Origin of the sequence: Myroides sp. WP-1, assembly GCF_014145635.1 — a bacterium.
Lineage (GTDB): Bacteria > Bacteroidota > Bacteroidia > Flavobacteriales > Flavobacteriaceae > Flavobacterium.
In genome coordinates, this window is the sequence record NZ_JACHTC010000022.1 from 12,517 (window position 1) to 36,290 (window position 23,774).

General features: G+C 36.5%; 19 protein-coding genes. 11 read left to right on the forward strand and 8 right to left on the reverse strand.

The features are described from left to right. Nucleotides 1-777: 777 nt before the first annotated feature. Nucleotides 778-2,673, forward strand: a complete 1,896-nt coding sequence (locus H4K33_RS14690) for a DNA mismatch repair protein MutS (protein WP_182650315.1) — start codon at nt 778-780, stop codon at nt 2,671-2,673. A gap of 255 nt (nt 2,674-2,928) precedes the next feature. On the opposite strand, the gene H4K33_RS14695 is transcribed toward H4K33_RS14690, so the two are convergent. Then, on the reverse strand, nt 2,929-3,444 hold the full coding sequence (locus H4K33_RS14695) for a dihydrofolate reductase family protein (protein WP_182650317.1): 516 nt from the start codon (nt 3,442-3,444) through the stop codon (nt 2,929-2,931). Between the two features lie 85 nt (nt 3,445-3,529). Here H4K33_RS14695 and H4K33_RS14700 point away from each other — a divergent pair, with 85 nt between their 5' ends. Then, entirely contained in the window at nt 3,530-3,880 is a 351-nt protein-coding gene (locus H4K33_RS14700; RefSeq protein WP_182650319.1) for a helix-turn-helix domain-containing protein, read from the forward strand. 21 nt (nt 3,881-3,901) lie between these two features. Here the strand turns inward: H4K33_RS14700 and H4K33_RS14705 are convergent, their stop codons facing one another. After that, nucleotides 3,902-4,282, reverse strand: a complete 381-nt coding sequence (locus H4K33_RS14705; RefSeq protein WP_182650321.1) for a Fur family transcriptional regulator — start codon at nt 4,280-4,282, stop codon at nt 3,902-3,904. Nucleotides 4,283-4,371: 89 nt separating this feature from the next. Between H4K33_RS14705 and H4K33_RS14710 the strand changes: the two genes are divergently transcribed. Continuing rightward, nucleotides 4,372-5,280 (forward strand): NAD(P)/FAD-dependent oxidoreductase, encoded by a 909-nt coding sequence (locus H4K33_RS14710; protein ID WP_182650323.1) that lies wholly within the window; start codon nt 4,372-4,374, stop codon nt 5,278-5,280. 41 nt (nt 5,281-5,321) lie between these two features. Here the strand turns inward: H4K33_RS14710 and H4K33_RS14715 are convergent, their stop codons facing one another. Then, nucleotides 5,322-6,542, reverse strand: a complete 1,221-nt coding sequence (locus H4K33_RS14715; protein WP_182650325.1) for an MFS transporter — start codon at nt 6,540-6,542, stop codon at nt 5,322-5,324. A 71-nt stretch (nt 6,543-6,613) separates the two neighbouring features. Continuing rightward, complete coding sequence (locus H4K33_RS14720) at nt 6,614-7,168, reverse strand: Crp/Fnr family transcriptional regulator (RefSeq protein ID WP_182650327.1); 555 nt, start codon at nt 7,166-7,168, stop codon at nt 6,614-6,616. Between the two features lie 190 nt (nt 7,169-7,358). Here H4K33_RS14720 and H4K33_RS14725 point away from each other — a divergent pair, with 190 nt between their 5' ends. The 5 genes from H4K33_RS14725 to H4K33_RS14745 all read left to right on the forward strand — a co-directional run bounded on the left by H4K33_RS14725 (nt 7,359) and on the right by H4K33_RS14745 (nt 14,429). Next, nucleotides 7,359-7,760 carry a hypothetical protein gene (locus H4K33_RS14725; RefSeq protein ID WP_182650329.1) on the forward strand — a complete coding sequence of 134 codons (402 nt, stop codon included), beginning with the start codon at nt 7,359-7,361 and terminating at the stop codon, nt 7,758-7,760. Nucleotides 7,761-7,954: 194 nt separating this feature from the next. Then, nucleotides 7,955-8,851 (forward strand): helix-turn-helix domain-containing protein, encoded by an 897-nt coding sequence (locus H4K33_RS14730; protein ID WP_220485338.1) that lies wholly within the window; start codon nt 7,955-7,957, stop codon nt 8,849-8,851. A 121-nt stretch (nt 8,852-8,972) separates the two neighbouring features. Beyond that, nucleotides 8,973-10,007: an efflux RND transporter periplasmic adaptor subunit gene (locus H4K33_RS14735; protein ID WP_182650331.1), complete on the forward strand. Its 1,035-nt coding sequence runs from the start codon at nt 8,973-8,975 to the stop codon at nt 10,005-10,007. Between the two features lie 12 nt (nt 10,008-10,019). Then, entirely contained in the window at nt 10,020-13,106 is a 3,087-nt protein-coding gene (locus H4K33_RS14740; protein ID WP_255493767.1) for an efflux RND transporter permease subunit, read from the forward strand. Nucleotides 13,107-13,133: 27 nt separating this feature from the next. Further along, nucleotides 13,134-14,429 (forward strand): TolC family protein, encoded by a 1,296-nt coding sequence (locus tag H4K33_RS14745; RefSeq protein WP_182650333.1) that lies wholly within the window; start codon nt 13,134-13,136, stop codon nt 14,427-14,429. Nucleotides 14,430-14,525: 96 nt separating this feature from the next. On the opposite strand, the gene H4K33_RS14750 is transcribed toward H4K33_RS14745, so the two are convergent. Next, a complete protein-coding gene (locus H4K33_RS14750; protein ID WP_182650335.1) occupies nt 14,526-15,365 on the reverse strand; it encodes a hypothetical protein in 840 nt (279 codons plus the stop codon). A gap of 257 nt (nt 15,366-15,622) precedes the next feature. Between H4K33_RS14750 and H4K33_RS14755 the strand changes: the two genes are divergently transcribed. Continuing rightward, complete coding sequence (locus H4K33_RS14755) at nt 15,623-16,489, forward strand: DUF4303 domain-containing protein (protein ID WP_182650337.1); 867 nt, start codon at nt 15,623-15,625, stop codon at nt 16,487-16,489. 48 nt (nt 16,490-16,537) lie between these two features. On the opposite strand, the gene H4K33_RS14760 is transcribed toward H4K33_RS14755, so the two are convergent. Then, nucleotides 16,538-17,590, reverse strand: coding sequence for a CNNM domain-containing protein (locus H4K33_RS14760; protein WP_182650371.1), 1,053 nt, complete (start codon nt 17,588-17,590; stop codon nt 16,538-16,540). Between the two features lie 415 nt (nt 17,591-18,005). On the opposite strand from H4K33_RS14760, the gene H4K33_RS14765 reads away from it, so the two are divergent. Next, nucleotides 18,006-19,613 carry an FMN-binding glutamate synthase family protein gene (locus H4K33_RS14765; RefSeq protein ID WP_182650339.1) on the forward strand — a complete coding sequence of 536 codons (1,608 nt, stop codon included), beginning with the start codon at nt 18,006-18,008 and terminating at the stop codon, nt 19,611-19,613. A gap of 178 nt (nt 19,614-19,791) precedes the next feature. Next, a complete protein-coding gene (locus H4K33_RS14770; protein WP_182650341.1) occupies nt 19,792-20,610 on the forward strand; it encodes an alpha/beta hydrolase in 819 nt (272 codons plus the stop codon). Between the two features lie 71 nt (nt 20,611-20,681). Here the strand turns inward: H4K33_RS14770 and H4K33_RS14775 are convergent, their stop codons facing one another. Together H4K33_RS14775 and H4K33_RS14780 are read right to left on the reverse strand one after the other, a co-directional pair. Then, nucleotides 20,682-21,698 carry a PTS transporter subunit IIC gene (locus tag H4K33_RS14775; protein ID WP_182650343.1) on the reverse strand — a complete coding sequence of 339 codons (1,017 nt, stop codon included), beginning with the start codon at nt 21,696-21,698 and terminating at the stop codon, nt 20,682-20,684. Nucleotides 21,699-21,978: 280 nt separating this feature from the next. Then, nucleotides 21,979-23,577, reverse strand: coding sequence for a hypothetical protein (locus tag H4K33_RS14780; protein ID WP_182650345.1), 1,599 nt, complete (start codon nt 23,575-23,577; stop codon nt 21,979-21,981). Nucleotides 23,578-23,774 lie beyond the last annotated feature (197 nt).

A 23,774-nucleotide genomic window follows, 5' to 3' on the forward strand; every position in this document is an offset into this window, starting at 1 on the left:
ACTTAATACCCTGTACCTAAGGTGCAAATCAGAACATAGTAGCCTTCTTTCAATGGGTTGACGATTTGCGGATGTTGATCTAAGGTACAAGGTGACTTGGCGATACTGAGTGTTCAATTTCTTTCGAGTAGGAGGGGATTTGGTGGTTTTGACGCTCGGTAGGGCGTATGATGTTCAAAGAGATCGTCTTGACTAAAGAATTTTTTCTTGTAGAAAATAAGATGGAATCTTCTTTTATAAGAAATAGTTTCTGCGAAGCAGTATGGTGTTGGTTTTCTCTGTTTAGGAGATGTAAACCCTATCAACAACGTTTGATCTTTCAACCGTTATTTTCTTTTGACTTGATACAAAAGAAACAAAAGATCAAGCCCGCACCCGTAATTTTTATTTCGCAACGAAATTGTATAGGAGATGGTGGATTGAGAACTAAAAGTTTGGGTAATTTTGAAAAATAATAGAAACAAAGTTCATTTAAAAAGAATTTTTATACCTTTGCTGTCAAATATACTAGTGTAGTATTCCAAAAAAGTATTCATACCTAAAACTGTTTGATGTCCGTATTATAGCCTATTTTCGAGTAAAAGTCATTCTTTAATGCTTACTTATACTAAAATCACAAGGTAGATTTTAGCAAATTAGTATAAGTTGTTTCAGTTCATAATTATCTATAGGGTTATGAAGCAAGTTGTATATGTAGTATAAGTTTCGAAAATATTGAGTTCTATTTATAATACGTCATTCTATGTGAATTGACATTAACTATGGTATCGAATCAATATGATTTTCCCTAATAATTACGAAGAAAAATGCGGTTTTACTGTAATCCGCGAAATGCTTATCGATAGATGTTTAAGTCCTTTTGGAATTGAAAAGGTACATCAGGTAACTGTGCAAAAAGACTATGCAATAATTTACTATCAATTAGAACAGGTAAAAGAGTTTATACATTTACTTCAAATAGAACGCGGTTTTCCATTGGATACTTATGTAGATACCCGAGCGATTGTTCAGCAGGTGCTAGCAGATGCAGGATTATGGTGTACTACCGAAGAGTTTACTGCGATCAAACAGACATTGAGCAATGGGCAGAAGTTGCTCCAAATTGTATCACAACAAACGGATGATGTATATCGTTATCCGACGGTAGCACTTATTGCAGCGGGAGTTATTCCCATGCATGAATTACTTGATCGAATTGAACAGGTTATCGATAAAAATGGTCAGATGCGCGATGGTGCTTCTAAAGAATTAGCTTCTATTCGAAAAGAGAAAGTGCAAGTAGCGCATGCCATACAGAAGAAGTTCGACACCATCATGCGCAAGGCACAGGCAGCAGGGCTCACAGATAATGAGATGGCTGCAAGCATTAGAGACGGGCGATTGGTAATCCCCGTAACGGCTTCTTTTAAACGCAAATTTAAAGGTGTGATTCACGATGAGTCTCGATCGGGTAAGACTGTTTTTATTGAACCAGAAGAATTAGTTCAAGAAAATACGCGATTATTCGTCTTGGAGCAAGAAGAACGACGCGAGATCGTCCGTATATTGATGGAAATGACAGACGTGGTGCGAAAGCATCATCAGGCACTGTATAAACTTTATAACTTTATCGGTGATGTTGATCTACTGAGAGCCAAGGCTTTGTTAGCACAAAAAATAGGAGGGGTGATGCCGATCGTAGAAAATGTGCAACAAATTGTATGGAAAGATGCTTATCATCCTATTTTGCAGCTTGCATTAAAAACACAAGATCAAGTGTTGAATCCCTTACAGCTGACTTTAGAGAAAGACAATCGCATCTTGGTTGTTTCTGGTGCAAATTCTGGAGGTAAGTCTGTTGCTTTAAAAACCGTAGCGCTCTTGCAATATATGTTGCAATGTGGATTATTGATTCCCGTTGACCCAAAATCTAAAGCGGGGATATTTGAACATATGTTTATGGATATAGGAGATGGTCAAAGTATCGAAAACAATCTGAGTACGTATACCGCTCATTTAAACAATATGAAAGTGTTCTTAGAACACACCCATGCAAGTACTTTGATCTTAATTGATGAATTTGGAGGAGGGACGGAACCAGAGTTGGGTGGAGCTATAGCAGAAAGCATTTTAGAGCGGTTAAATGAGCGTGGGTGTTATGGTATTATTACAACGCATTTTTACAACTTAAAAGGATTGGCTCAGCGTACGAAAGGATTACAAAATGGCGCAATGCTGTATGATTTTAAAGAGATGAAACCGCTGTATGAACTTTCACAAGGACATCCAGGTAGTTCGTATGCTTTAGATGTAGCCAAAAGAATTGGACTTGCGGAGGATCTCTTACTTCATGCTTCTCAGAAAATTGATGCGAATTATTTGCGCATTGAACAACAGCTGCAAGAAGTGGTGGCGATGAAAGTAGCTGAACGCAAGCTCCAACAAGTACAAAGGGTAGAAGAAGAAGTTGCCCCAGCTATAGTGAAGGAAGAAGTGAGTAGGGAAGAGGTCGTCCTCTTAGAGAATGAAGGTATGATGGAGGAAAAAGCGTTAGTCGTTGGAGATTTTGTCAAGCGAAATGGAAAGGGCAAAGCGGGGGAAATAATCGAAATACGAGGAAAGAAAGCGACTGTGGTGATAGAGAGTATGAAGTTTACGATCGCGGTTGAAGAGTTGGTTCGCAGTAATGCGTAAAACAAATAAACTTTCCTCATCAGGCACTCACCCCAATCCAAAAAAGTGAATCGCCCTGTTTGTAAAGCATACAGAGTAAAAGAGGCTAACCCTCTTTTTCCACAACGCAAACCGATAACGTGAGTTATTGGTTTGCGTTTTTTTTAACCCTTTTTCAATACCGTATGTTCTTTTCAACGATATAAAAAGACAACAGATTAACTAGCAGGAAAAGAAAATGAGTCAAGTGATAAAAATGATGAATTTCATTTGAGATTACCTCTCAACCTTAGTTAAATGCAATTGGAGAAACCCGTGGTGTACGTTATGCGTTACAAGATTAAATTTCGTACTTAAAGTATGGGGCGTGCCTAAGATGTCTGTACCTCCAATAAATAGGGGATTGATATTCAAATAAAGATCCGTGACGAGTTCTTTATCGATAAAAGCATTGAAAGTACCAGTTCCGCCACCAATAGCTAGTTCAGTACCTCCTTTTGCAGCCATATAAGCTATTGCTTCCTCAGGACTACTAACAAAAGTATACCCTTTCACAGCGTGAGTGAGATTCGTAGACAATACTATAAGCTCTATTCCCGTAAAAAGAGCTTTAACCTCTTGAGAGAAATTTTGAAAACTTTGAAAAGTATTGTAGCCTATGACTAAATTCCCTACTTGATGTGCAAAATCAAGATAGAACGTTAAGGCTTCTGCAGGTAATTGATACGTTGGATTATCCGATATAACCACTTTACCATTGATGGAGATGTTGGCAATTAAAGCTATTTTCATGTTATAGTTTTTAAAATAAACACAAATCTAAAACACGGTTATTTTATATTTGCTATGACTTACCTCTAGGAAAGTAACAAATATAATGGCAGCAACAAATCGTGATAAAGTATCCAAAGAAACAATTCTAGCGCTAAGAGACGCGATTGAATTATTGAGTGGAAAGTGGAAATTTTGCATTCTTCATAACCTTCGGGTTAATGAAGTCATGCGGTTTAAGGACTTGCAAGAGCAGGCGAAGGGAATTTCTCCAAAAGTATTGGCTAAAGAACTGCAGGAGTTGGAAGATAATTTGCTAATTACTAGGACAGTTAATTCCACTAAACCCATTACAGTATCTTATCGTTTAACAGCACATGCATTAGAGAGTTACCCCGTTTTAGAATCTTTGCTTGCATTCGGTGTAAAGCATAGAAACTTAATAAAAGATAAATAGAATACGAGTTATTCTTAGTACTTAACTACATTCCGGACAAATACCTGATATAGTGAAATTGACAGATTTCATCTTATAGTTTTTAGGCAAGGTAAATGAAGGCTCTATTTCTACCATACAAGTAGTGGTTTGACAGCGTTCACAAGTAAAGTGAAGGTGATTGTGATTGTGTTTTTCCACAGAACAATTGTGACAAATAGCATATTTGATTGTACCTTCTATCGTGGCTATTTTGTGAATAATCCCTTCTTCAAGTAGACGATCGAGTACTCTGTAGATCGTTACTCTATCACAAACGCCGTTTAAGGTAGCAAGTATCTCCGCATGGGATAAAGCTACTTCTGAGTTTTCAATTAGTTTTACTATTTCGGTTTTAGCTTGTGTATTTCTAGTTTGTTTCATAATGTTAAATAATAATGCAACATAGTTGCAATTACAAATTTAATCATTATTATTGCAACTTAGTTGCATTAAATTAAAAATACTAGATTATGACCAATACAAATCAATACGATGTAATTATTGTAGGAGGAAGTTATGCCGGACTTTCTGCTGCAATGGCATTAGGACGTTTATTGAAATCCGTTTTAATCCTTGATAGTGGTTTGCCTTGTAATAGACAAACACCACATTCCCATAACTTTATTACGCAGGATGGACAAACTCCTTCGGAGATCGCCAGAAAAGCAAAAGAGCAGATCTTAGCCTATCAAACCGTATCTTTTTATCAAGGAATCGCTATTTCAGGTAAAAAGACCTCAATTGGCTTTGAAATCACAACAGCTTCACATGATACTTTTAGCAGTAAGAAGCTAATTTTTGCCACAGGTATAAAAGATATCATGCCTGATATTAAAGAAATTGAGGCTTGTTGGGGAATATCAGTGATTCATTGTCCTTTTTGTCATGGGTATGAATTTAAAGAGTTGAAAACGGCTATTTTAGCAAATTCTGATAAGGCTGTTCATGTAGCTTCTTTAGTTGGTAATTTGACGAAGGATATTACGATATTAACTAATGGTTCTGCTAATTTTACTTTAGAACAGCGAGAGAAGTTGGCGCGCAATCACATCGCAATTGTGGAGACTCCAATCGCAGCAGTTCAACATGAAAAAGGACATCTTGAATCGGTACTATTGAAAGATAATTCTCAATTAGATTTTCAAGCGATGTATGCGGCTGTAACTTTTGAGCAACATTGTACAATTCCAAAAGACTTAGGTTGTGAACTAACGGAAACAGGTTATATCAAAGTTGATGCTTTTCAAAAAACAAGTATCGATGGGGTATATGCCTGTGGTGATAATACCAACATGTTTAGATCTGTGTCAGCTGCCGTGGCTAGTGGTTCTATGGCAGGGGCAATGGTTGTTAAAGAACTTTCAGAAGAAGTATTTTAAAAAGCAAAAGAGAGTGACCTTCTAAGTCACTCTCTTTTGTCTTATTTTTCTAGATTTCGTACACTTGGAATACAACAAATAAGGATTGCACAAAAACAAAGAGCTATTCCTCCTGCGATATACACATTTTCAACCCCCAATTGATCTGCTAATTCCGCAGTAAACAAAAGTCCAATGATAGCTGGGATTTGACAGATACTACCAATTAAGCCAAATATCCTTCCAAGGTATTGGGTGTCAAACTGAGTTTGTATTAAGGCCGTAATAGACCCTTCGTATAAGGGAACGGCAATACCCTGAACAATAGCAAGTATAGCATATAGGGTAAATAAATGAGGGGATAACACCCCACAAATAAGTAAAGCAATACCCAGCGCAATATAGCCAACTATGGCCAAAGATATTTTTCTAAACCTTTGATTTAATAGGGCCAGAAAACCTCCTCCAACTAACAGTCCTACACCAAATAGAATCTCAACTAAACTAACTTGATACGGAGTGCCTTTATAGTAATTTAGTGTCATAAGAGGCGTAACCGCTACTACTGGAAAAATAAAGAATCTTGCTATAATTTCAGAAAAAAGGAGCCAGGACATGGGTTTGTTTTTTAAAATAACAGTCGTACCTTTTATCATATCACGATAGACAGACTTGGCTGATTCAGTTGATTGATTCGCTTTGGGTATTTTTACAAAACACAAGGCAACACAAGCGATAAAAGCGCCTACAACATCAAGTAACATGACAACGCTCATATTGTAATTAAGTAGTAAAAATGCTCCCAAAGCCGGACCACTAATTAACGCTATGGATTGAATGACTTCATTTACTCCTGCTATTCGAACGAGTTGCTCTTTTGGAGCAAGTAGAGGAACGGCAGATTTCATGGCAGGGGAGTGAAAAGCTCCACCAATAGAACGCAAGGAAAGCAATAAATAGATCGACCACAATTCTAATAAATCAAAGTAGAAAAGCAATGCAATAATTGCAGAACAGATGGCCACAAAACTATCAGAGGCGATCATGGTTAGTTTTTTGTTCCAACGATCAACAAATACTCCAGCAAAAGGGCCAAGGATAATTTGAGGCAGTAATCCAGCTATCGTTGCATAAGCTAATACTTTAGCTGATCCTGTTTCTAATCCGATCCACAGAACAAAGGCAAATTGAGCAACTGAACTAGTTAGAATAGAAAAAGTTTGGCCTATCCAAATAAACGCGAATTTCTTTTTCCAGTTTTGAACATCATAAGCTTGAATCATTTTACATCTTTTTTCTTTTGCAAGAATAAGACTCTCAACGACTACTTGCCGTTACCATATGGTAATTTCGATTACGGTTTAAGTAGCTTTCTTCTTAATCGGCTCAAGGATTGGGGGGTTAACCCCAAAAAAGAAGCAATGTGCTTTTGAGGAACTAATTGGAATAATTCAGGATCTTTTTCTAAAATAGATAAATAGCGTTCTTTAGCCAATTGATGGGACAATTCAACGGAAATATGAGTGACGTCAAAATAGAATTGCTCAATGAGCATGCGAATTAGATTGGAAATCGCGTGAGAATTTAAACAAAGTGCATCTAGTTCCTTTTTACTAATGCAATACGCTTCACTTTCACCCAGAGATTCTATGGTGTAGTTGGGTTTAATTTCACTGTACATAATATCGCCATAGCGCTCAAACCACAGGGTATTCTCATCGCCATCTGCCAATTTGTAGGCTCTCCAAATTCCCTTGGAAATCAGGTAAAAGGTAGAGGTTGAGTTGGTTTCCTCTAAAACAGCAGCGCGATTCTCAAAAGAAACAATCTCCATATGAGAAAGTAAAAGTTTTAAAGCTGATGAATCAATGGGATATTTTTGACAAAGTAGATCGATTAATGCTTGCATAAAAGAAGTTAGAAAAAGTAAATATATTAAATTATAAAGAGTGGGAAAGAATCCTTCTTTATAATTTAAGGGGGGGGTAGGGATGCATAGCGATGGACCTATACTAAATCCTTTGAAATGTCCATTCCTTTCTGATTTACATCCATTGATTGAGTGTGGATAAAGCAAGTCCTTTGTAAAAAGAAATAGTATGAGCACAATTAACGCCCTAGATTTTCCGATTGTTCGTGTATCGATTGCCTCTACACAAAAGGAAAAGAATCAAGATCAATATTTTATAGACTACGAAAATTTGCTTCAACGCGGAGAAAAATTTGTAATGATTAACGAAGTAAGCGCTCCGGATGTGGCGGAGACCAAGAGTGATAAAACCCATATGAAGATGATGAACCTTTGGATGAAGAAGAACAGAGAAGCTTTGAGCACCCAAGTATTGGCCATGATACAAGTAGAGCCAGATCCGATAAAACGACAAGTAGCTATTGATTTTCAAGTGGTTTTTGAAAAATACTGGGGACATAAACTCATTGTGGTTGATACGTATGAGGAAGCATTGGCCCTTGCTCAAAAAGAGATTGAACAAATAAACTAACACCTAAATAAAGAACGTCTAAAACAAACTAAACCAGTTATTTTCATTTTTTTATGTTGAATAGGGGTGAATCACAATTCACCCTTATTTTTTTATTTAAGTCGTTTAAGCTGTTGTTGGTTTATAACTAAATCCTTCTACTTATATTTGCTTTAGAGGAAGGCGACTACTTCGAAATAAAGTGTTTTTTGATTATGAGTAAAATCTTGGATACCCATTTGCGAACGATTGGAATTAGCGTTTTATACGCCAATCAAAAGAATACAGAAGAAATCAATGATATTCTCAACTATGTAGATTCCCGCATTGATACTTATTCGATTTGTATCTTACAAAAGGGAAGTATCTCAATTCACTATGATCAGGAAATCCATCATTTTGAAGAAAATTCAGTTTTTATTGTCAGCTCATTTATCCCTTTTAATTCCTCCCCAGTCTATTCCGAAACCTTTGATTTAGTGATGCTTACTTTTGCATCTAATATGCCTATTCCTTTAGAGTTTAGCAATGAATTTACGCAATTGATTACGTATTATTTCGGAAGAAAATTCTATCCAATTAAGAATTTACCGCCCGAAGAATTGGTTCGTATGAAAGCAGTGATTGATTTAATACATACCTATTTGGATTTGGACGATCAATATGCCTACCGCATTGATAGTATTCAGGCCTTATTTAAAGTTTTTTTCTATGAATTAGTGCGTATTGTTTCGCGTTATGCTCAACTTATTGATGAAAAACCAACAGTAAAGAAGAAGTTGTTTATGGATTTTTTTCTATTGGTCAAACAAGAGTTTAAAGTACATCGAGATTTACCTTTTTACAGCGATCAGCTTTTTGTTACGGCAAAATACCTATCTGAGGTTGTTAAGGTTTATTATGGGGCGTCTGCAAAAAAGTTAATTGAAGATATTGTGATTCACGAATCCAAATACTTATTAGCAGATCAAACTATTCCCATTTTTGAGATTGCAAGCACCTTAAATTTCAATGATCAATCCATGTTTGGAAAATACTTTAAAAATGCGACAGGATTATCTCCAAAAGCCTATCGCGATGAACTAGAAAAAAAGATAATTAAACCAATATAGTGTTTTTTAGTTTCAAATAAACGATATAAAACAGAAATTTATACCAAATTAGGAGCGTTTTTTCCCTTCTGTATACTTTGCTTTTGCTTGACCTTTGTTCAAGAATAAATAATCAAGTACTATGCAAAGGAATGTATTAAAAGGCACTGTCTTATTTGCCTTATTACTAACAGGTGTTAGTTGTTCAAAAAAAGAATCAAACCTAAGTGAACCATCACAAGCGATTAAAGTTAAAAGTGAAGTGGTTAAAAAGGTGGTGATTGCTAATCCTAAATCTTATGCTGCAACAGTAGAACCAGAGCAAATTGCAACTATTGGTTTTTCAGTTCCTGGAACTGTAAATGGCGTGTTTGTTCAAGAAGGCCAACACGTGCAAGCAGGTCAACAATTAGCTCGATTAGATGATCAAGAGTTTTCGAATGCATATCAGATAGCAGCAGCAAGTTATGATCAAGTTTTGGATTTGTATAACAGGTTTACAAAGCTTTATGAAAAAGGAAGTTTACCAGAGCGAGAATACTTAGATATTAAAACGAAACTCGCTCAAGCTAAGGCTAGTAAAAACATCAGTTCAAAACAATTAGGTGATGCAAGTTTAAAAGCATCCTTTCATGGAGTGATTACGATGAAATCGGTGGAGAAAGGAATGGTAGTCGCACCAGGACAACCGATGTTCACGTTGGCTAATTTGGATCAAGTATTTGCTAAAATCAATGTTCCAGAGAGCGAGATTACTCAATTTAAAAAGGGACAACAAGCCAATCTTTTTATTGCTTCTTTACAAAAAGAATTTCAAGGTACCATCGATTTAATCAACCCTCAAGCTGATCCTGTAACCAGAACTTATATGGTTAAAGTAAGGATTCAAAATGCGAATCAGGAGATATTAGGAGGGATGCTGGGAGATGTGTGGATAAAAGAAGTAGAAAAGGAAGAAATTATTATTCCAGCAAGTGCTATTCATAAAGGAGAGAACGGTGTTACTAATGTATATGTATTAAATGGAGGCTCTACTGGAGTAGTGAAGAAAAGAGTAAAAGTATCTAATGTACGCGGCGCTAATGATTTAGTTATACAAAGTGGATTAGAAGTAGGAGAACGAGTAGTAATTACTTCTAGCGCTAGATTGTATGAAGGAGCAGTAGTTGCACAATAAAAGGAATTTATTATGTCTAAAAAGATAAAGATTAATTTGATAGAAGCTGCGATGAAGTATCGTCAAGTGACGTTAGCTCTTACAGTTATCTTATTGGGGTTGGGTATTTATGCGGTAAAGAATATGTCTAGAGCAGAAAACCCTAATATTGAAATGCCCATAGCGATGGTTGTATCTTTATATCCAGGGGCAGATGTATATCAAACAGAACAACAGATTACCAAAAAAATAGAACAGTATCTATTTACTTTTGAGGAGATAGATAAAAAGAAAACAACATCAGAAACAAAAGCAGGTCAAACTTTTATTACAGTTCGCTTGCGCACAGAGGTGAAGGATAGAAAGAGATTCTGGGCCACATTGCAACATGGCATGAACACAGAGGTGATGCCTAATCTTCCAAAAGGAAGTATAGGACCTATTGTCAACAGTAGTTTTGGAGACGTGACAGCCCTGATCCTTTCTCTTTCTTCTCCTACTAAAGATTACAGTGAATTAGAAGGTTATTTAGACCAAGTAGAAGATGAGTTAAAATCAATTCCTACAGTAGCTAAGATAAACCGCTCGGGATTACAACAGCCACAGATTAGTGTAGAAATCAATAACCAAAAGCTACTTGATTATGGTATTACCGCTTCTACTATAGTTTCTGTTTTACAGGCTCAGAATCTGACCATGTATTCTGGTGAGGTAAAAATGCCTAATAATACTATTCCTATTTTCACTAACAGTGAGATTTCAACTCAGAAGGATATAGAGAACTTACTTGTTTATACAAGTCCTATGGGGGAGGTAGTTAGATTAATTGATGTCGCTAAGATAGAGAGAGGCTATACAGACCAGACTTCTTTTATCAGAATGGGGGAGGACAAGGTATTAATGCTCGCTATTGAGATGCAAAGTGGAAATAACATTGTACAATTTGGAGCGTTAATCGATCAAAAGTTAGCTGAAATTGGCAAAACACTTCCAGAGGATGTAACTATAAACACAATTGTTAGTCAACCTGAAGCAGTAGATTTAAGTGTTTCACACTTTATGACAGAGTTTGTCATGGCCATTGCAGCCTGTGTTCTCGTTGTTGTATTGTTATTGCCTTTTAGAGTTGCAGCAGTAGCATCAGTTGCCGCACCAATATCTTTTATTATCACGTTTGGTGTTATGGATTTATTCGGTATTGAATTACACCAAGTATCCTTAGCTGCGCTTGTGATTGTACTGGGGATGGTGATTGATAATGCTATTGTGATCGTGGATAATTACGTAGAAAAGTTAGATGAAGGTATACAGCCGTGGACAGCGGCTTGGCAAGCTGCCAGACAGTTAACTATCCCTGTATTATCAGCTACTACAGCTATTATCTGTGCTTTTGCTCCAATTCCATTTTTTATGGATGGTATTGCTAGAGATTTCTTGATGGCTTTGCCCATAACAATTGCAATTGCTTTAATCTCATCCCTGTTTGTGTCCTTCTTTGTTACACCACTAACGTGTTACATCTTTATCAAAAAAGGATTACATAGCCCGGAAGACAACCAAGATAAAAAGAAGAAAAAGAACGTATTAGATTACTTACAGCACTATTTTAATAAAGGTATCGCTTTAGCTTTTAGACATCCAAAGTATACCTACATTATAGCTATAAGTTCTGTTGTAGCAGCGCTGGGAATTGCAACTCAAGTAGAGCAAGAGTTTTACCCTTTAAGTGAGACCAAGCAGTTTAACGTGGAGCTTTGGCTTCCAACAGGAACTTCCTTGCAAGAGACAGATAAGGTAGCCAAGGAAGTAGAGGCTATTTTTAGAAAAGACGATAGAGTAGTGAGTATTGCGAGTTTTATTGGGATGAGTTCTCCTCGTTTTAACGTGACTTATTCACCTGAGATCCCTCGTGAGAATTATGCTCAGATTTTTATTACCACACATGATGCTAAAGAAGCCAATCAGGTGGTACAAGATTATCTTGATCAGTTTGACAACTATTTAGAAGAGGGTTATGTTAGATTAAGACAACTTAGTTTACAAGAAGGTGCACCTATTTCAATTCGCATTATTGGTGAGAATATAGAAGATCAAAAGGCAGTAGCGGATCAAATTGAGCAGATATTAAAACGTCATAAGGGAACCAACTGGGTTCGCAACAGTTATCAAGAAGACTTGTTCTCTATTGGAATTACGCCAATTGAGGATAAAGCAGAGCGATACGGAGTACTTAATACGTCTATCATACAAACAGTAGGTACGGGTACAAAAGGAGCGCCTGTGACGCGTTTTTACGAAGGAAATAAACCTGTGGATGTTCAACTTCGATTTGTTGAAGACAACAGAAAGGATCTAGCAGATATATCACAGATTTATGTGCCATCGATATTTGGTAGTTCAATTCCTCTAAGTGAAGTAGCACAGGTAGAACCCCAATGGGCACCAGGAGTGATTACGCACAGAAATGGCCTTCGTACACTTGAGGTAAATAGCGAAACGCAAAAAGGAATAAAAGCGGCTTCCATTATGGCTGATGTGAAGCGTGACATAGATCAAATCAAACTACCACATGGAATTAAGATTCAATATGGGGGAGATATGGAAACATCACAGGAAAATGGCCCTGCAATGATGAAAGCCTTAGGGGTGAGTTTGGTTTTGATATTCTTGATTCTAATGATGGAATTTAAAACTATAGGCAAGTCTTTATTTGTTTTATCTACTTTCCCACTTAGTTTACTGGGTGCATTCTTAGGGCTATGGGTAACAGGTAATCCAATGAGTATGACAGCCTTTATGGGGATTATCAGTCTAATAGGTATTGTAGTTCGCAATGGTATTATCATTGTTGATTACGCCGATGAGTTAGTACGAGACCATGGGTTCAGTCGTCGTGGAGCAGCACTTGCAGCAGCAAAACGAAGAATGCGCCCCATATTCTTGACCTCTGCGGCGGCGGCAGTGGCAGTATTGCCGATGATCCTAGGGAAATCACCCATGTGGGCACCGCTGGGAAGTGTACTAGCTTTTGGACTAATTGTGTCTATGGTACTGACTTTATTTGTTGTTCCTGTGTTGTACTACAGATTTACCAAGTATGTACCCCAACATGAACTGTAATAGGTTTATACATTAAAAACAAAGATCATGCAAACAAAGAAAAGATATATAGTATTTCTAGGTCTGCTGTTTACAGTAACTTCTTTTGCTCAAAATTCTAAAGTACTTGAATTAGCAACCTGTAAGCAGTTAGCCCTAGATCATAATAAAAGAATAACCAAGACAAAGAAGCAGTTAGAAGCTTCTTCAGAAGGCATTCGCGTAGCTAAATTAGAGGCTTATCCTATGCTTGATGCTTCTCTATCAGGAGCTTATTTAGGAGATCCTCTAGGAGGTGCTATGAATGGAATGATTCCTGAGAAAATGGCTAATGCTATGGTTTCAGCTAGTGTTCCCTTATATGCTGGAGGAAAGATAAGAGATGGGGTAAAGGCGAGTAAATCTCAACAAAATATAGCCCAACAAAGTGTGATACTGACAGAAAGAGAGGTACTTTTTGAAACAGAGAAAGCGTATTATGATGTTGTTAAGTTACAAGAAAAGGAGAAATTAGCGAATGAATATATCAAACTATTAGAAGCTTTAGAGAAAGATGTAAACAATAGTTATGAGGTGGGCTTAGTATACAAGAACGATCTTCTTAAAGTACAAGTAGAACTCACCAATGCAAAATTGGGATTAAAGAAAGTACAAGATGGTAAGTTTATGTCTCTATTAGCCTTAAAGCAATTAATAGGGATGGAAAGCACTGAACAAATTGAGATAAAAGAATCTTTATCATTTGTAGATCAAATTACGACTATTTCTGAACAGCAAAGAGAAGAGTCTATAATGGATCGACCTGAAATTCAGATATTAGAAGAGATAGCTAGTTTAGAACACTTGCAAGCAAAGATTCTAAAATCAGATTATTATCCAACAGTTGCTGTAAGTATGATCGGAATATCAGGCTTTGGACAGGGCATAAACTTCACTAATGGCAAAGATAATCTAACGTCTTATGTAGGAATGGTAAGTGTAGAGATTCCAATCTTTGATTGGGGAAAAAGAGGAGCTAAGGCGAAGCAGCAAAAATTAAAAGCGTTAGCCGCACAAGAAGAGTTAGACCAAACCAAAGAGCTGTTAGATTTAGAAATAAGAAATGCTGAAATTTTAGTTAACCAAGCTGCTCAAGATGTAAAATCGTCTGAATTAGCTTTCACTCAAAGTGTTGAGAACAGACGTATTGTACAAGATCGCTTTGAGGCAGGAACTATTGTAAGTAAAGATTTGCTTGAGGCTAATGCGCTGTGGCAAGAAGCATTTAGCAACGTGATTGAGGCGAAAATAGTGTACCTAGTAAACACGGCTAATCTGAGTCGAGTGTTAGGTAGTTATCGATAGTTTTTTTTGCGAATTTATAGAGGATAATTGTTTTACTGGTTAGTAAAAAAGAGAAACCTATGATTTATTTAAAATCATAGGTTTTGTCTTTAAAAATCAAAGTGTTTTTTGAGGCATATAGTTGCTGAAGTACAACTGTAAGGCTTCTTTATTGTACTTATCCTCCCCACGCCAGTAAGTAACAAAAGTCCAATCGTGTTTTCCTTTTGTTGGTCTGTCATATGAGGTAGGTTTTAGGATGTTGATGCAAGCCAATATTTCGATAAGAATTTGACGTTCGTCTTTCGTTGATTTAATAACTGACGCTAGATTTTTCTCCAATGCACTTGGATAATCCTCCGGCTGAGAATTTTCGATAACGGTTAGCATGTTTTGGAAAATAGCGATGTCTTCTGTTGTGGGTTCAGGAATATCTGCTGCATGTAGTTGTTCCAAGTCAAATAAAGTGTAGATAAGATGACCGTGTCGTACACCTCCCCATTTTATTCTTTCAAAGTTTAATACGTTTAGATCTACATTATCGTAGCATTCATCACCTATAATACCATATTTCGCATCCCTACATATCCCACAGGTGTGGCTGATGTGTGTTGCATTTCCGTGTGGATCCAAACTTTGTCCACTTATTACTTTTGTGTATGGGTGTGGGGTTAGTTGCTTGGCAATGAAATAAGAAGCCAAACCAGAGCGCCAGTCTAACCGTCGGGTAGACAAGCTACTCAGAAAAGCTTTGCCAACGAGTTGTGTTGAGATCTTAGGAAGTAGGTCGAATATTTGCGCTAAGCAAGCATCATGAGAAATTGTTCGCGGATCAAACATTACCCCTTTTTCCTTGGCATAAGCAAGGTCATCTGGGGAGGTATACCTGTCTTTTTTGTTGATCCATCCGCTTTTCCAATACGTTTTAAATAATATGTTTTTGGCCTTTTTGTCCATCTGTTTCCTTGTTTTCTTTACGAAAATAAAGAATTAGTTTGTTATGATGAGAGAAAGAGCTTCTTTTACGGCTTATTTCAATTTTTACAAATGAAGCAAAAGAAATGGATTGTTGCTTGTGTTGTACAAAATAGACTAACAGTCATGCGATAATATAATTGCCAAAAATCAATACAATTAGGGAGATCAAACAGTTTTTTTTATCCTTATTTTGCGCTTCGTAAATCTCCTTGAGAAGGAAGTAAAAACGATACAATATGAATCCGAAAAATAAAGAAATCAAATTAACTGGAACCGAAGCTTTAAAGATTATCGCTTCTCTAGATCAATTTGTACGATCTCTAGACAAAATAAGGACTTATCATTCTGATCCAAGGAAAGATAAAACACAAGAAGAACAACATAGGGCCATAGCGACTTACATTAGTGAGCAAAAAGTAGGAGCGGAGTTAGCCTTACTACAAGGGCTACTTAGTGCTAAAATGGATCTTTCTTTAGGGGAAGATGGACTTGATGATGTAGCTCGTGCCTGTCAAGCCAATACGTATTGGTCACCTAAGAAACAAGCAACCACTCAAAACCCTGCATTTGATGCCTGGTATGACGCGCATTTGATAGATTTAAAAACAGCTATCATCAATGAATTTGAGTACCTCTACCATTTTTTACAAAAGAAAAAACAACAAGTGTACGGTTTTGCTCTTATTTTAGATTCTGATTGTTTAACGGCCTATGCTGCCGTTTCAACCCAACAAAGTTTAAAAAAGTTGCATAAGAATTGTGAGTGGATCGCAGAAGAATGGTGTTATGTTTCTGATGAAGAAGATGTCGTCTATGGTTTATCCAATTTTGCTGATACACTGATTGATTTCTATGATGCTCAAATCGTACCATTGTTTCAAAAAGGTTTTGATTATGAACCCATTCAACAAAAAAATTTAGCCTTGTTTACAGAAGCCATGAAGGAAGCAAAAAGCGCATTAGTGGATAAATATGGTGGTGAAGTAGAGGCAATGGCTTTCTTCTTAACGATACCTGGCGAACCAAAAGTAACGCATAATTCAGCACTTGCGATCAACAATCCGAACACAAAAAAGGTAAAGGAACTACTTGAATTTATTTAATTTAAAAAAGAGCATACGACATGAAAAAACCCATAAGCATTACCTTTTTTAATTTTTGTTGTCAATAAATTGATACTTGCGTTGTTTGTTTTTCCATCGTTCCATTGCATACGCCCTCAAATCGACGATTTTATCTTTTTCATCGACAATTTCAAATCCCAATAGGGTTTCTAAAATATCCTCAAGGGTAAGCAATCCTTGTACCTCTCCATATTCATTAGTCACAAGGGCTAGATGTTCTTGTTTATCCGTAAGTTTTTCCCAAGCTTCTAGCACACTCATGTGCTCGTTTAGCTGTAAGATGTTTCGCTTCAAAGTCTTGAGTCGAATGTCAAATCGGTCTTCCGCTAAATGCTCCAAGACTACATCGCGTAAAACATAACCAACCAGGTGCTCTGCCTGTTGACTGTAGATGGGAATACGCGAAAAATAAAGAAACTCTTTATGAGTTAAAAAGTCTTGTACCGTCATTTCTTCGTTGGCGTGTACCATCATGATACGCGGGGTAAGAATATCAGTAATTGCAACTTCTTTGAGTTGAATGAGGTTTTGAATAATCTTGTTCTCCTTTCCTGCGAGTACACCCTCTTGTTCTCCCATACTCGCTAAACTTGCAAACTCGGCTCTACTCATACTAGATTCTTGTTGTTTTTTGCTCAATCGCTTGGTCAAAAAAGAGGAAAGCAAAACCAGAGGGTAGCAACAGCGAATCATCACGGAAATGGACGTAGCAGTAAACGCATATAATTTTTTATAGTAATTAGCGCCAAGAGTCTTGGGAATAATTTCGGTTAAAACTAAAATTAATAGCGTAAGTAACGCAGAGATAACACCAAAATAAGCTTCGCCAAATACAAGTGTAGCTTGTGCACCAACTCCTGCCGCACCTACGGTATGGGCAATTGTATTTAGGGATAAAATAGCGGATAAAGGCTTGTCGATGTCTTTTTTCATTCCAATAAGTTGGGCAGCTTTTGCATCGTCTTGATCAGCTTTACTCTGTAAATAAGCCAAAGGTGTTGATAGTAATACCGCTTCGGCAATCGAACAAATAAAAGAAATACTTAGTGCTAAAAATAAATAAAGCAACAATAGAGTCATTAAACTAGATTTAAGTTGATACAATAGTACTTTTTTTTAAAACTACTCTAGTTTGTAATTCTACTCAAAGGTTCATAATTGACACTGAAACCGCAAGAATAGATACTAAAGTTTACTCTTTTGTCTAGTATTCCTAAATAAAAGTCAAGTTTTCTCTTCTGGAAGAGCAAAATCGCAATACGACAATCCTTTTTTATTGAAACCCCATTTTCTGCATTTTTGACTTAGAATAGCATCTAACGTATGCAAGGGCAGTAATCGCTGTATTACAAATAATAATTAATATTTTGTTATTTATTTTTTATCTGTAAATTTATGGTTAAATAATTGCTTTTTTTAAATTTGAATACGTTTCTTAATAGCTCTAAATTTCTATCTTTAGTGTAGAAATGAGGATTAAAAAATCTGGTAAACTATGCGTAAACAATTCGTTATTTTTTCAACTTTACTGTTGATTGTCATGCTTCTACTTTCTATATTTTTAAATAAGAATTGGAGCATCTTTTTTGTAATTGTTCTCATATTTGTAATTATGGGATATCAAGATATGTATCAAAAGAAACATACCTTGAGGCGTATATATCCTATTTTTGGTCGACTTCGCTATGTGATGGAGGAACTTCGACCTAAAATGTATCAGTATTTTATTGAATCCGATACAGACGGGAAACCGATTAGTCGTATTGATCGTGCAACTATTTATCAACGTGCAAAAAAAGAATTAGAAACTATTCCATTTGGTACACAGCTAGACGTTTATGCGGAGGGGTATGAATGGATGTGTCATTCCATTGCACCTAAAGCCTTTGATACACTAGATCACAATCCGCGTGTACTGTTTGGAAATAAAGACTGTAAACAACCGTATTCTGCCAGTATTCTCAATATTTCGGCTATGAGTTTCGGTTCTTTAAGTGCTCAAGCAGTTGAAGCGATGAATGGCGGTGCAAAATTGGGTAATTTTGCCCATAATACAGGAGAGGGAGGAATAAGCCCTTATCACTTAAAAGGCGGGGGTGATTTAATTTGGCAAATTGGAACGGGATATTTTGGATGTCGAGATGAAAAAGGAAAATTTGACCCTGCTTTATTTGCTGAAAAAGCGAAATTACCCAACGTTAAAATGATCGAATTGAAGATTTCTCAAGGAGCCAAACCAGGTCATGGTGGAATATTACCTGCTTCTAAAAATACAGTGGAGATTGCTCAAATTCGACATGTAAAACCTCATACCATTGTAGCTTCACCACCGTATCACTCGGCGTTTAATTCACCATTGGAATTGGTTGAGTTTATTAAGGAATTGAGAAATTTATCGGACGGAAAACCTGTTGGGTTTAAATTGTGTATTGGACATAAAGCTGAGTTTATCTCGATTTGTAAGGCGATGGTGCATTTAGATACCTATCCTGATTTCATCACTGTAGACGGGGGAGAAGGAGGAACAGGAGCTGCGCCACAAGAGTTTTCAAACTATATCGGAGCACCTATGCTTGACGGATTGGCATTTGTACATAATATCTTAACGGGAATGGGTATTCGCAAGCACATTAAAATCATCGCTTCAGGAAAAGTAACGTCTTCGTTTCATTTAGCACGCGCAATGGCTTTAGGAGCAGATACGTGTAATGCAGCTCGAGCAATGATGATTGCAGTTGGTTGTATTCAAGCACTTTTGTGTAATACCAACCGATGTCCGACCGGAATTGCCACTCAAGATCCTAAACTTACTATAGGATTGGATGTTGCTGATAAAAAAACGCGAATGGCTAATTACCACAAAGGAACAATTGAGAGTTTTGTAGAATTATTAGGTGCTTCAGGATTAGATGATATGAAAAACATTACGCGTTCTCATATTTATCGACGTGTTTCATTGAATGATATGTTGACCTATGAAGAAATTTTCCCTTCTGTAGAAGTGGGTGCTTTACTCTTAGGACAAATTCCAGATAGATACAAACAAGATTTCGAATATGCCAATATGAATCAATGGGGAATTACAAGTAAAAGGCAAGAATAAACACGTTACTCTACACAGTTGATTTTTTAGAATTTAAGGATCTTAGTCGTTATTTTCTTTAAAAAGAATGTTTTGGATGAAAATAAGTAGAAATTTCTTCTTGCAAAGAATGTAAAAATGAAGCATATCTTTTTTGATGTACTTCTGTAAATCACGTTAAAACTAAAACAAAACTAGAATGAAAAGAAGAAGTGCCCTTATCTTGAGTTTGCTATGTACATTCTTGATTATGAGTTGTGCGAATACAACGACCAGCAAAGATGTCGTGCCACAACACGATACGTTTAAACTGCAATCCAACCAATTAAAAGAGGAAAGGGTTATCAATGTATGGACGCCTAAAGACTATGGTAATAGTATGGATTCTCTACCGGTGATCTATATGGCAGATGGCGGAGTAAAGGAAGATTTTCCTCATATTGCTAATACTTTAGAAGAGTTAATCAAGGAGCAAAAAATACCTGCTGTTATTTTAGTTGGTATTGAAAATACACAAAGGCGAAGAGATTTAACTGGATTTACAACAGTTGCAAAAGACAAAGAAATTGCACCAGTGGTGGGAGGATCTGAGAAGTTTAGAGCCTTTATAAAAGAAGAGTTGTTTCAGGAAATTGAGAAAAGATATAGAACAAAAGGCGAAAGGACTATTTTAGGAGAGTCTGCTGCCGGATTATTTGTTGTGGAAACCTTTTTTTTAGAACCAGAACTGTTTGCGAATTACATTGCCTTTGATCCTTCATTGTGGTGGAATGATCACTTTTTAGTTCGAACGGCAAAAGCGAGTTTAGAAAAGAATAAAGCAGTAAAACGCAAACTTTGGTTTGCGGGATCTAATGCTACTGATATTTTTCCTTATACGAAAGAACTCGCAACTATCTTAGCAGAGAATAAGGATGATGCTTTGGAGTGGACCTATGCAGATGAACCCAATGAATTGCATACAACGATCTTTAGAGCTACAAAAAACAAAGCGTTGACTTGGATATTTAAGAAGTAAATAGCTGTGTTTTACAAGGAATACCCGATGGCGTTTCGAATAAAACAAGCAACTGAAATAGGTGACACCACTTAGAATAATTTCATGTCGCCATCTTTGATCCACTGGTTCTTTTTCATGATAACGTAAATCACGTAAGATAAAATCGCAGGGCATATAAACTGTAAGCTGATAATAGCTAAGAGAATATAAGAGGTTGAATAGGATTCTTTCATAGCATTGAAAGTTCCTATTTGACCAACTAAACCACAACTTCCCATACCTGATTCTAACGCAGTATTTTGCATGTCAAAGAATAAAATGGCAATGGGACCAAGTATGGCACTGGCTAATGTTGGGGGAATCCAAATTTTCCAATTCTTGTAAATGTTAGGTACTTGCAACATGCTCGTTCCTAAACCTTGTGCTAGTAATCCTTTAATACCGTTGTCTTTGTAGCTAATTGTAGCAAAACCAATCATTTGAGCACAACAACCTATGGTAGCCGCTCCTGCAGCTAAACCATCCAATTGCAGCATCAAACACAGAGCAGCTGATGAGATGGGTAAGGTTAAAACCATGCCGACCACTACGGCAATTACCACGCCCATAATGAGCGGATTAGCGGCTGTTGAAAGGATAATAACTTGTCCAATCCACTGCATCAACTGATTGACACTCGGACCAATCAATTGAGCTAATGCTACTCCTACCAGAACAGTAACAATGGGAGTAATGACAATGTCAATTCTTGTTTCACCCGCAACGGCCTTTCCTACTTCTACGGCAATAATGGTTGCAATAAACACACCCAATGGCCCACCCAACTGGTAAGCAGCTACTCCTACAACAGCAGAAGAAAATAAAACCAACTGTGGCGCTCGCAAACTATACGCAATAGCAAGTGCTATTACTGGACCAGTAGCCTGATTGGCAAATGGCCAAACCACGTCTTTTAAAAATGAAATCGCAAATTCCTCACCTATTGTTTTGAGAATAGTCCCCACAAGTAAGGTAGCAAATAAACCGTAGGCCATAGCTCCCATAGCATCAATAAAGTATCGTCTGCTCGAAATTTGGATGTCTTTTTTTTGAAGAAATTGTTTCATTGATTGGGAGGTTAAATCAGCGTTTCATTTTATAGAACGACTAAATTACGATTAAATTGGGAAGTACTAAAGCATATTGGCTAACGTGAAAAGAATAGTTTCATGCGAATGAATAAGGCAGACAGTCCGAATGTAAATACGCTGTTCAATGCAAAAAAATACACCGTTAGTAAAATACTATTGGTTAAAGATAGAGTCGTTAGGCTTTTCTTTTATTGGTTTATAATACGTAAAAATACATTTTTTTATATTTGCTTTTATAAAGCTAAAAAAGGAAATCTTATTCCTGTAAAAGGAGCATGAAATCAAAAGGATCATTTTCGTTTTCGCTGTATTTTTTACGGAGACGTTGTTTTGCCTTTTTTACCGCATCAGTAGTAATACCAATAATCTGTGCGATTTCTTGATTGTTTAAACCCAGTTTTTGCAAGAGAACAATGCGCAAGTTCGATTCCGTCAAATTGGGAAAGTGACTAAGTAAACCATTGTAATACTCAGGTTGCTCCTCGCGAAAAGCCTGTTTAAAATAACTCCAATTGTCATCTGTCATCAAGTGCGAAGATAATAGATCCTCTAGTGAATTTTTCTGATCTCGATTTCGGATGTGTAGAAGTTCTTTTTCTAACTGGCTAATTTGTTCGTTTTTACTGTCAATATACGTGTGAAACGAGTCGAGAGAATTGTTTGCTTCAGCTAGTTTTGTTTCTATTTGCATTTTGTCATACTGAAAACCGAGCATTTTGTTTTTAAAGGCAATCGAGTTTAATTTAATACGACGTTTGTATAATACGTACAGTAGAAGAACGATAATGATTAAAAGAAAACTAATGAAGAACCAAGTTCGCTGTAGTAACAGTGATTTTTCTAATTGTATTTTTTGAAGATCATATTCCCATTCCATTCCTTTTAATTGGTAGTTTAAGGCCACTTTATCAATAGTTACTTTATCTTCTGCCGTTACTAGTAAGCTGAGCTTGTCTAGTTCTCTTCTCAATTGCAGTTCTTCACCATCGTCCTTTTGGATTTGTGCTATTTTTAGAAGCAGTTCTACACTTTCTTTTTCGTATATTTTTAGGTACGTTTTGCTATGGGCAAAGTGTTTAACCTGTAGTAAAGTTTGCTTAGCTAGTGCTGTTTTATCTTGCTTTAAATACATTTTCCCTAGCTGCAACTGCGCAAACATTTCATTTCTGGATTCTCCCAATTGCTCTGAAATAGCAATGTCCTCTAAAAGAAGTTTTTCTGCTTTTTCCCAATTGCTTCGAATGATTTCAACTCTTGCCAAATCACCAAGTGCTTTGGCATAGCGTATACTATCCTGATTGGCAATTGCACTTTGTTTGGTTTGTAAAAAGTATTTCTCGGCAGTAACCAATTCATTTTTATAGAGGTAGTTAGTTCCCAAGGCATTTAAGATTGTGGCACGTGCTTTGGAATTTGAAGATAGTAGTTTTAAAGCGCGATTCAGAAAAGCAATACTTATATCATATTCCGTGAGTGTTTGGAAAAAATAAGCATTTTGTTTTAAAACCTCATATCCATTAAATAGTTCTTCATCCGTGAGTTGGTTCAATGCCTGAGCAGACTTCGTAAAATAAATATAAGCATCGGTATATTGGTTATACGAATAGTAGTAAAACCCTATTTTGGAATAGACATACGTTTGAAAAGCCAGATCCTCTTCATTTTCGGTTAGTTGAAGAACTCTAGTATATAATTCGGTACTTCTTTTGTTCAACCTATCGTGTTTTTGTGCATATAAATCAGCCAATCGAATAAGATATCCAATGGTTAATCTATTTTTATCATGGAGATTAGGGTTGAATTGAACCTCTTGAAGGAGCTTGTAGACTTCACTTGTAGTAGAAATAGAATCCAATTGTTGAAATTCTTTTTCAAGTAGCGTATTGGTTTTGTCTTGTGCAAAACACCCGCAAACTAGCCCTAACGAGCAAACGAATATGTAAAAAAGAGTTTTGATAAGGGGATTTTTTTTGCTAAAATACTTAAAACTACAATCATTATTCTCAAATGATGAGATTTAAATTTTAACTTATACTACGAATAGTGAATAAT

Excerpts from the sequence above, each read along its gene's own strand:
- H4K33_RS14690 (WP_182650315.1), top strand. The coding sequence starts at position 778 with ATGATTTTCCCTAATAATTACGAAGAAAAATGCGGTTTTACTGTAATC.
- H4K33_RS14695 (WP_182650317.1), bottom strand. The coding sequence starts at position 3,444 with ATGAAAATAGCTTTAATTGCCAACATCTCCATCAATGGTAAAGTGGTT.
- H4K33_RS14700 (WP_182650319.1), top strand. The coding sequence starts at position 3,530 with ATGGCAGCAACAAATCGTGATAAAGTATCCAAAGAAACAATTCTAGCG.
- H4K33_RS14705 (WP_182650321.1), bottom strand. The coding sequence starts at position 4,282 with ATGAAACAAACTAGAAATACACAAGCTAAAACCGAAATAGTAAAACTA.
- H4K33_RS14710 (WP_182650323.1), top strand. The coding sequence starts at position 4,372 with ATGACCAATACAAATCAATACGATGTAATTATTGTAGGAGGAAGTTAT.
- H4K33_RS14715 (WP_182650325.1), bottom strand. The coding sequence starts at position 6,542 with ATGATTCAAGCTTATGATGTTCAAAACTGGAAAAAGAAATTCGCGTTT.
- H4K33_RS14720 (WP_182650327.1), bottom strand. The coding sequence starts at position 7,168 with ATGCAAGCATTAATCGATCTACTTTGTCAAAAATATCCCATTGATTCA.
- H4K33_RS14725 (WP_182650329.1), top strand. The coding sequence starts at position 7,359 with ATGAGCACAATTAACGCCCTAGATTTTCCGATTGTTCGTGTATCGATT.
- H4K33_RS14730 (WP_220485338.1), top strand. The coding sequence starts at position 7,955 with ATGAGTAAAATCTTGGATACCCATTTGCGAACGATTGGAATTAGCGTT.
- H4K33_RS14735 (WP_182650331.1), top strand. The coding sequence starts at position 8,973 with ATGCAAAGGAATGTATTAAAAGGCACTGTCTTATTTGCCTTATTACTA.
- H4K33_RS14740 (WP_255493767.1), top strand. The coding sequence starts at position 10,020 with ATGTCTAAAAAGATAAAGATTAATTTGATAGAAGCTGCGATGAAGTAT.
- H4K33_RS14745 (WP_182650333.1), top strand. The coding sequence starts at position 13,134 with ATGCAAACAAAGAAAAGATATATAGTATTTCTAGGTCTGCTGTTTACA.
- H4K33_RS14750 (WP_182650335.1), bottom strand. The coding sequence starts at position 15,365 with ATGGACAAAAAGGCCAAAAACATATTATTTAAAACGTATTGGAAAAGC.
- H4K33_RS14755 (WP_182650337.1), top strand. The coding sequence starts at position 15,623 with ATGAATCCGAAAAATAAAGAAATCAAATTAACTGGAACCGAAGCTTTA.
- H4K33_RS14760 (WP_182650371.1), bottom strand. The coding sequence starts at position 17,590 with ATGACTCTATTGTTGCTTTATTTATTTTTAGCACTAAGTATTTCTTTT.
- H4K33_RS14765 (WP_182650339.1), top strand. The coding sequence starts at position 18,006 with ATGCGTAAACAATTCGTTATTTTTTCAACTTTACTGTTGATTGTCATG.
- H4K33_RS14770 (WP_182650341.1), top strand. The coding sequence starts at position 19,792 with ATGAAAAGAAGAAGTGCCCTTATCTTGAGTTTGCTATGTACATTCTTG.
- H4K33_RS14775 (WP_182650343.1), bottom strand. The coding sequence starts at position 21,698 with ATGAAACAATTTCTTCAAAAAAAAGACATCCAAATTTCGAGCAGACGA.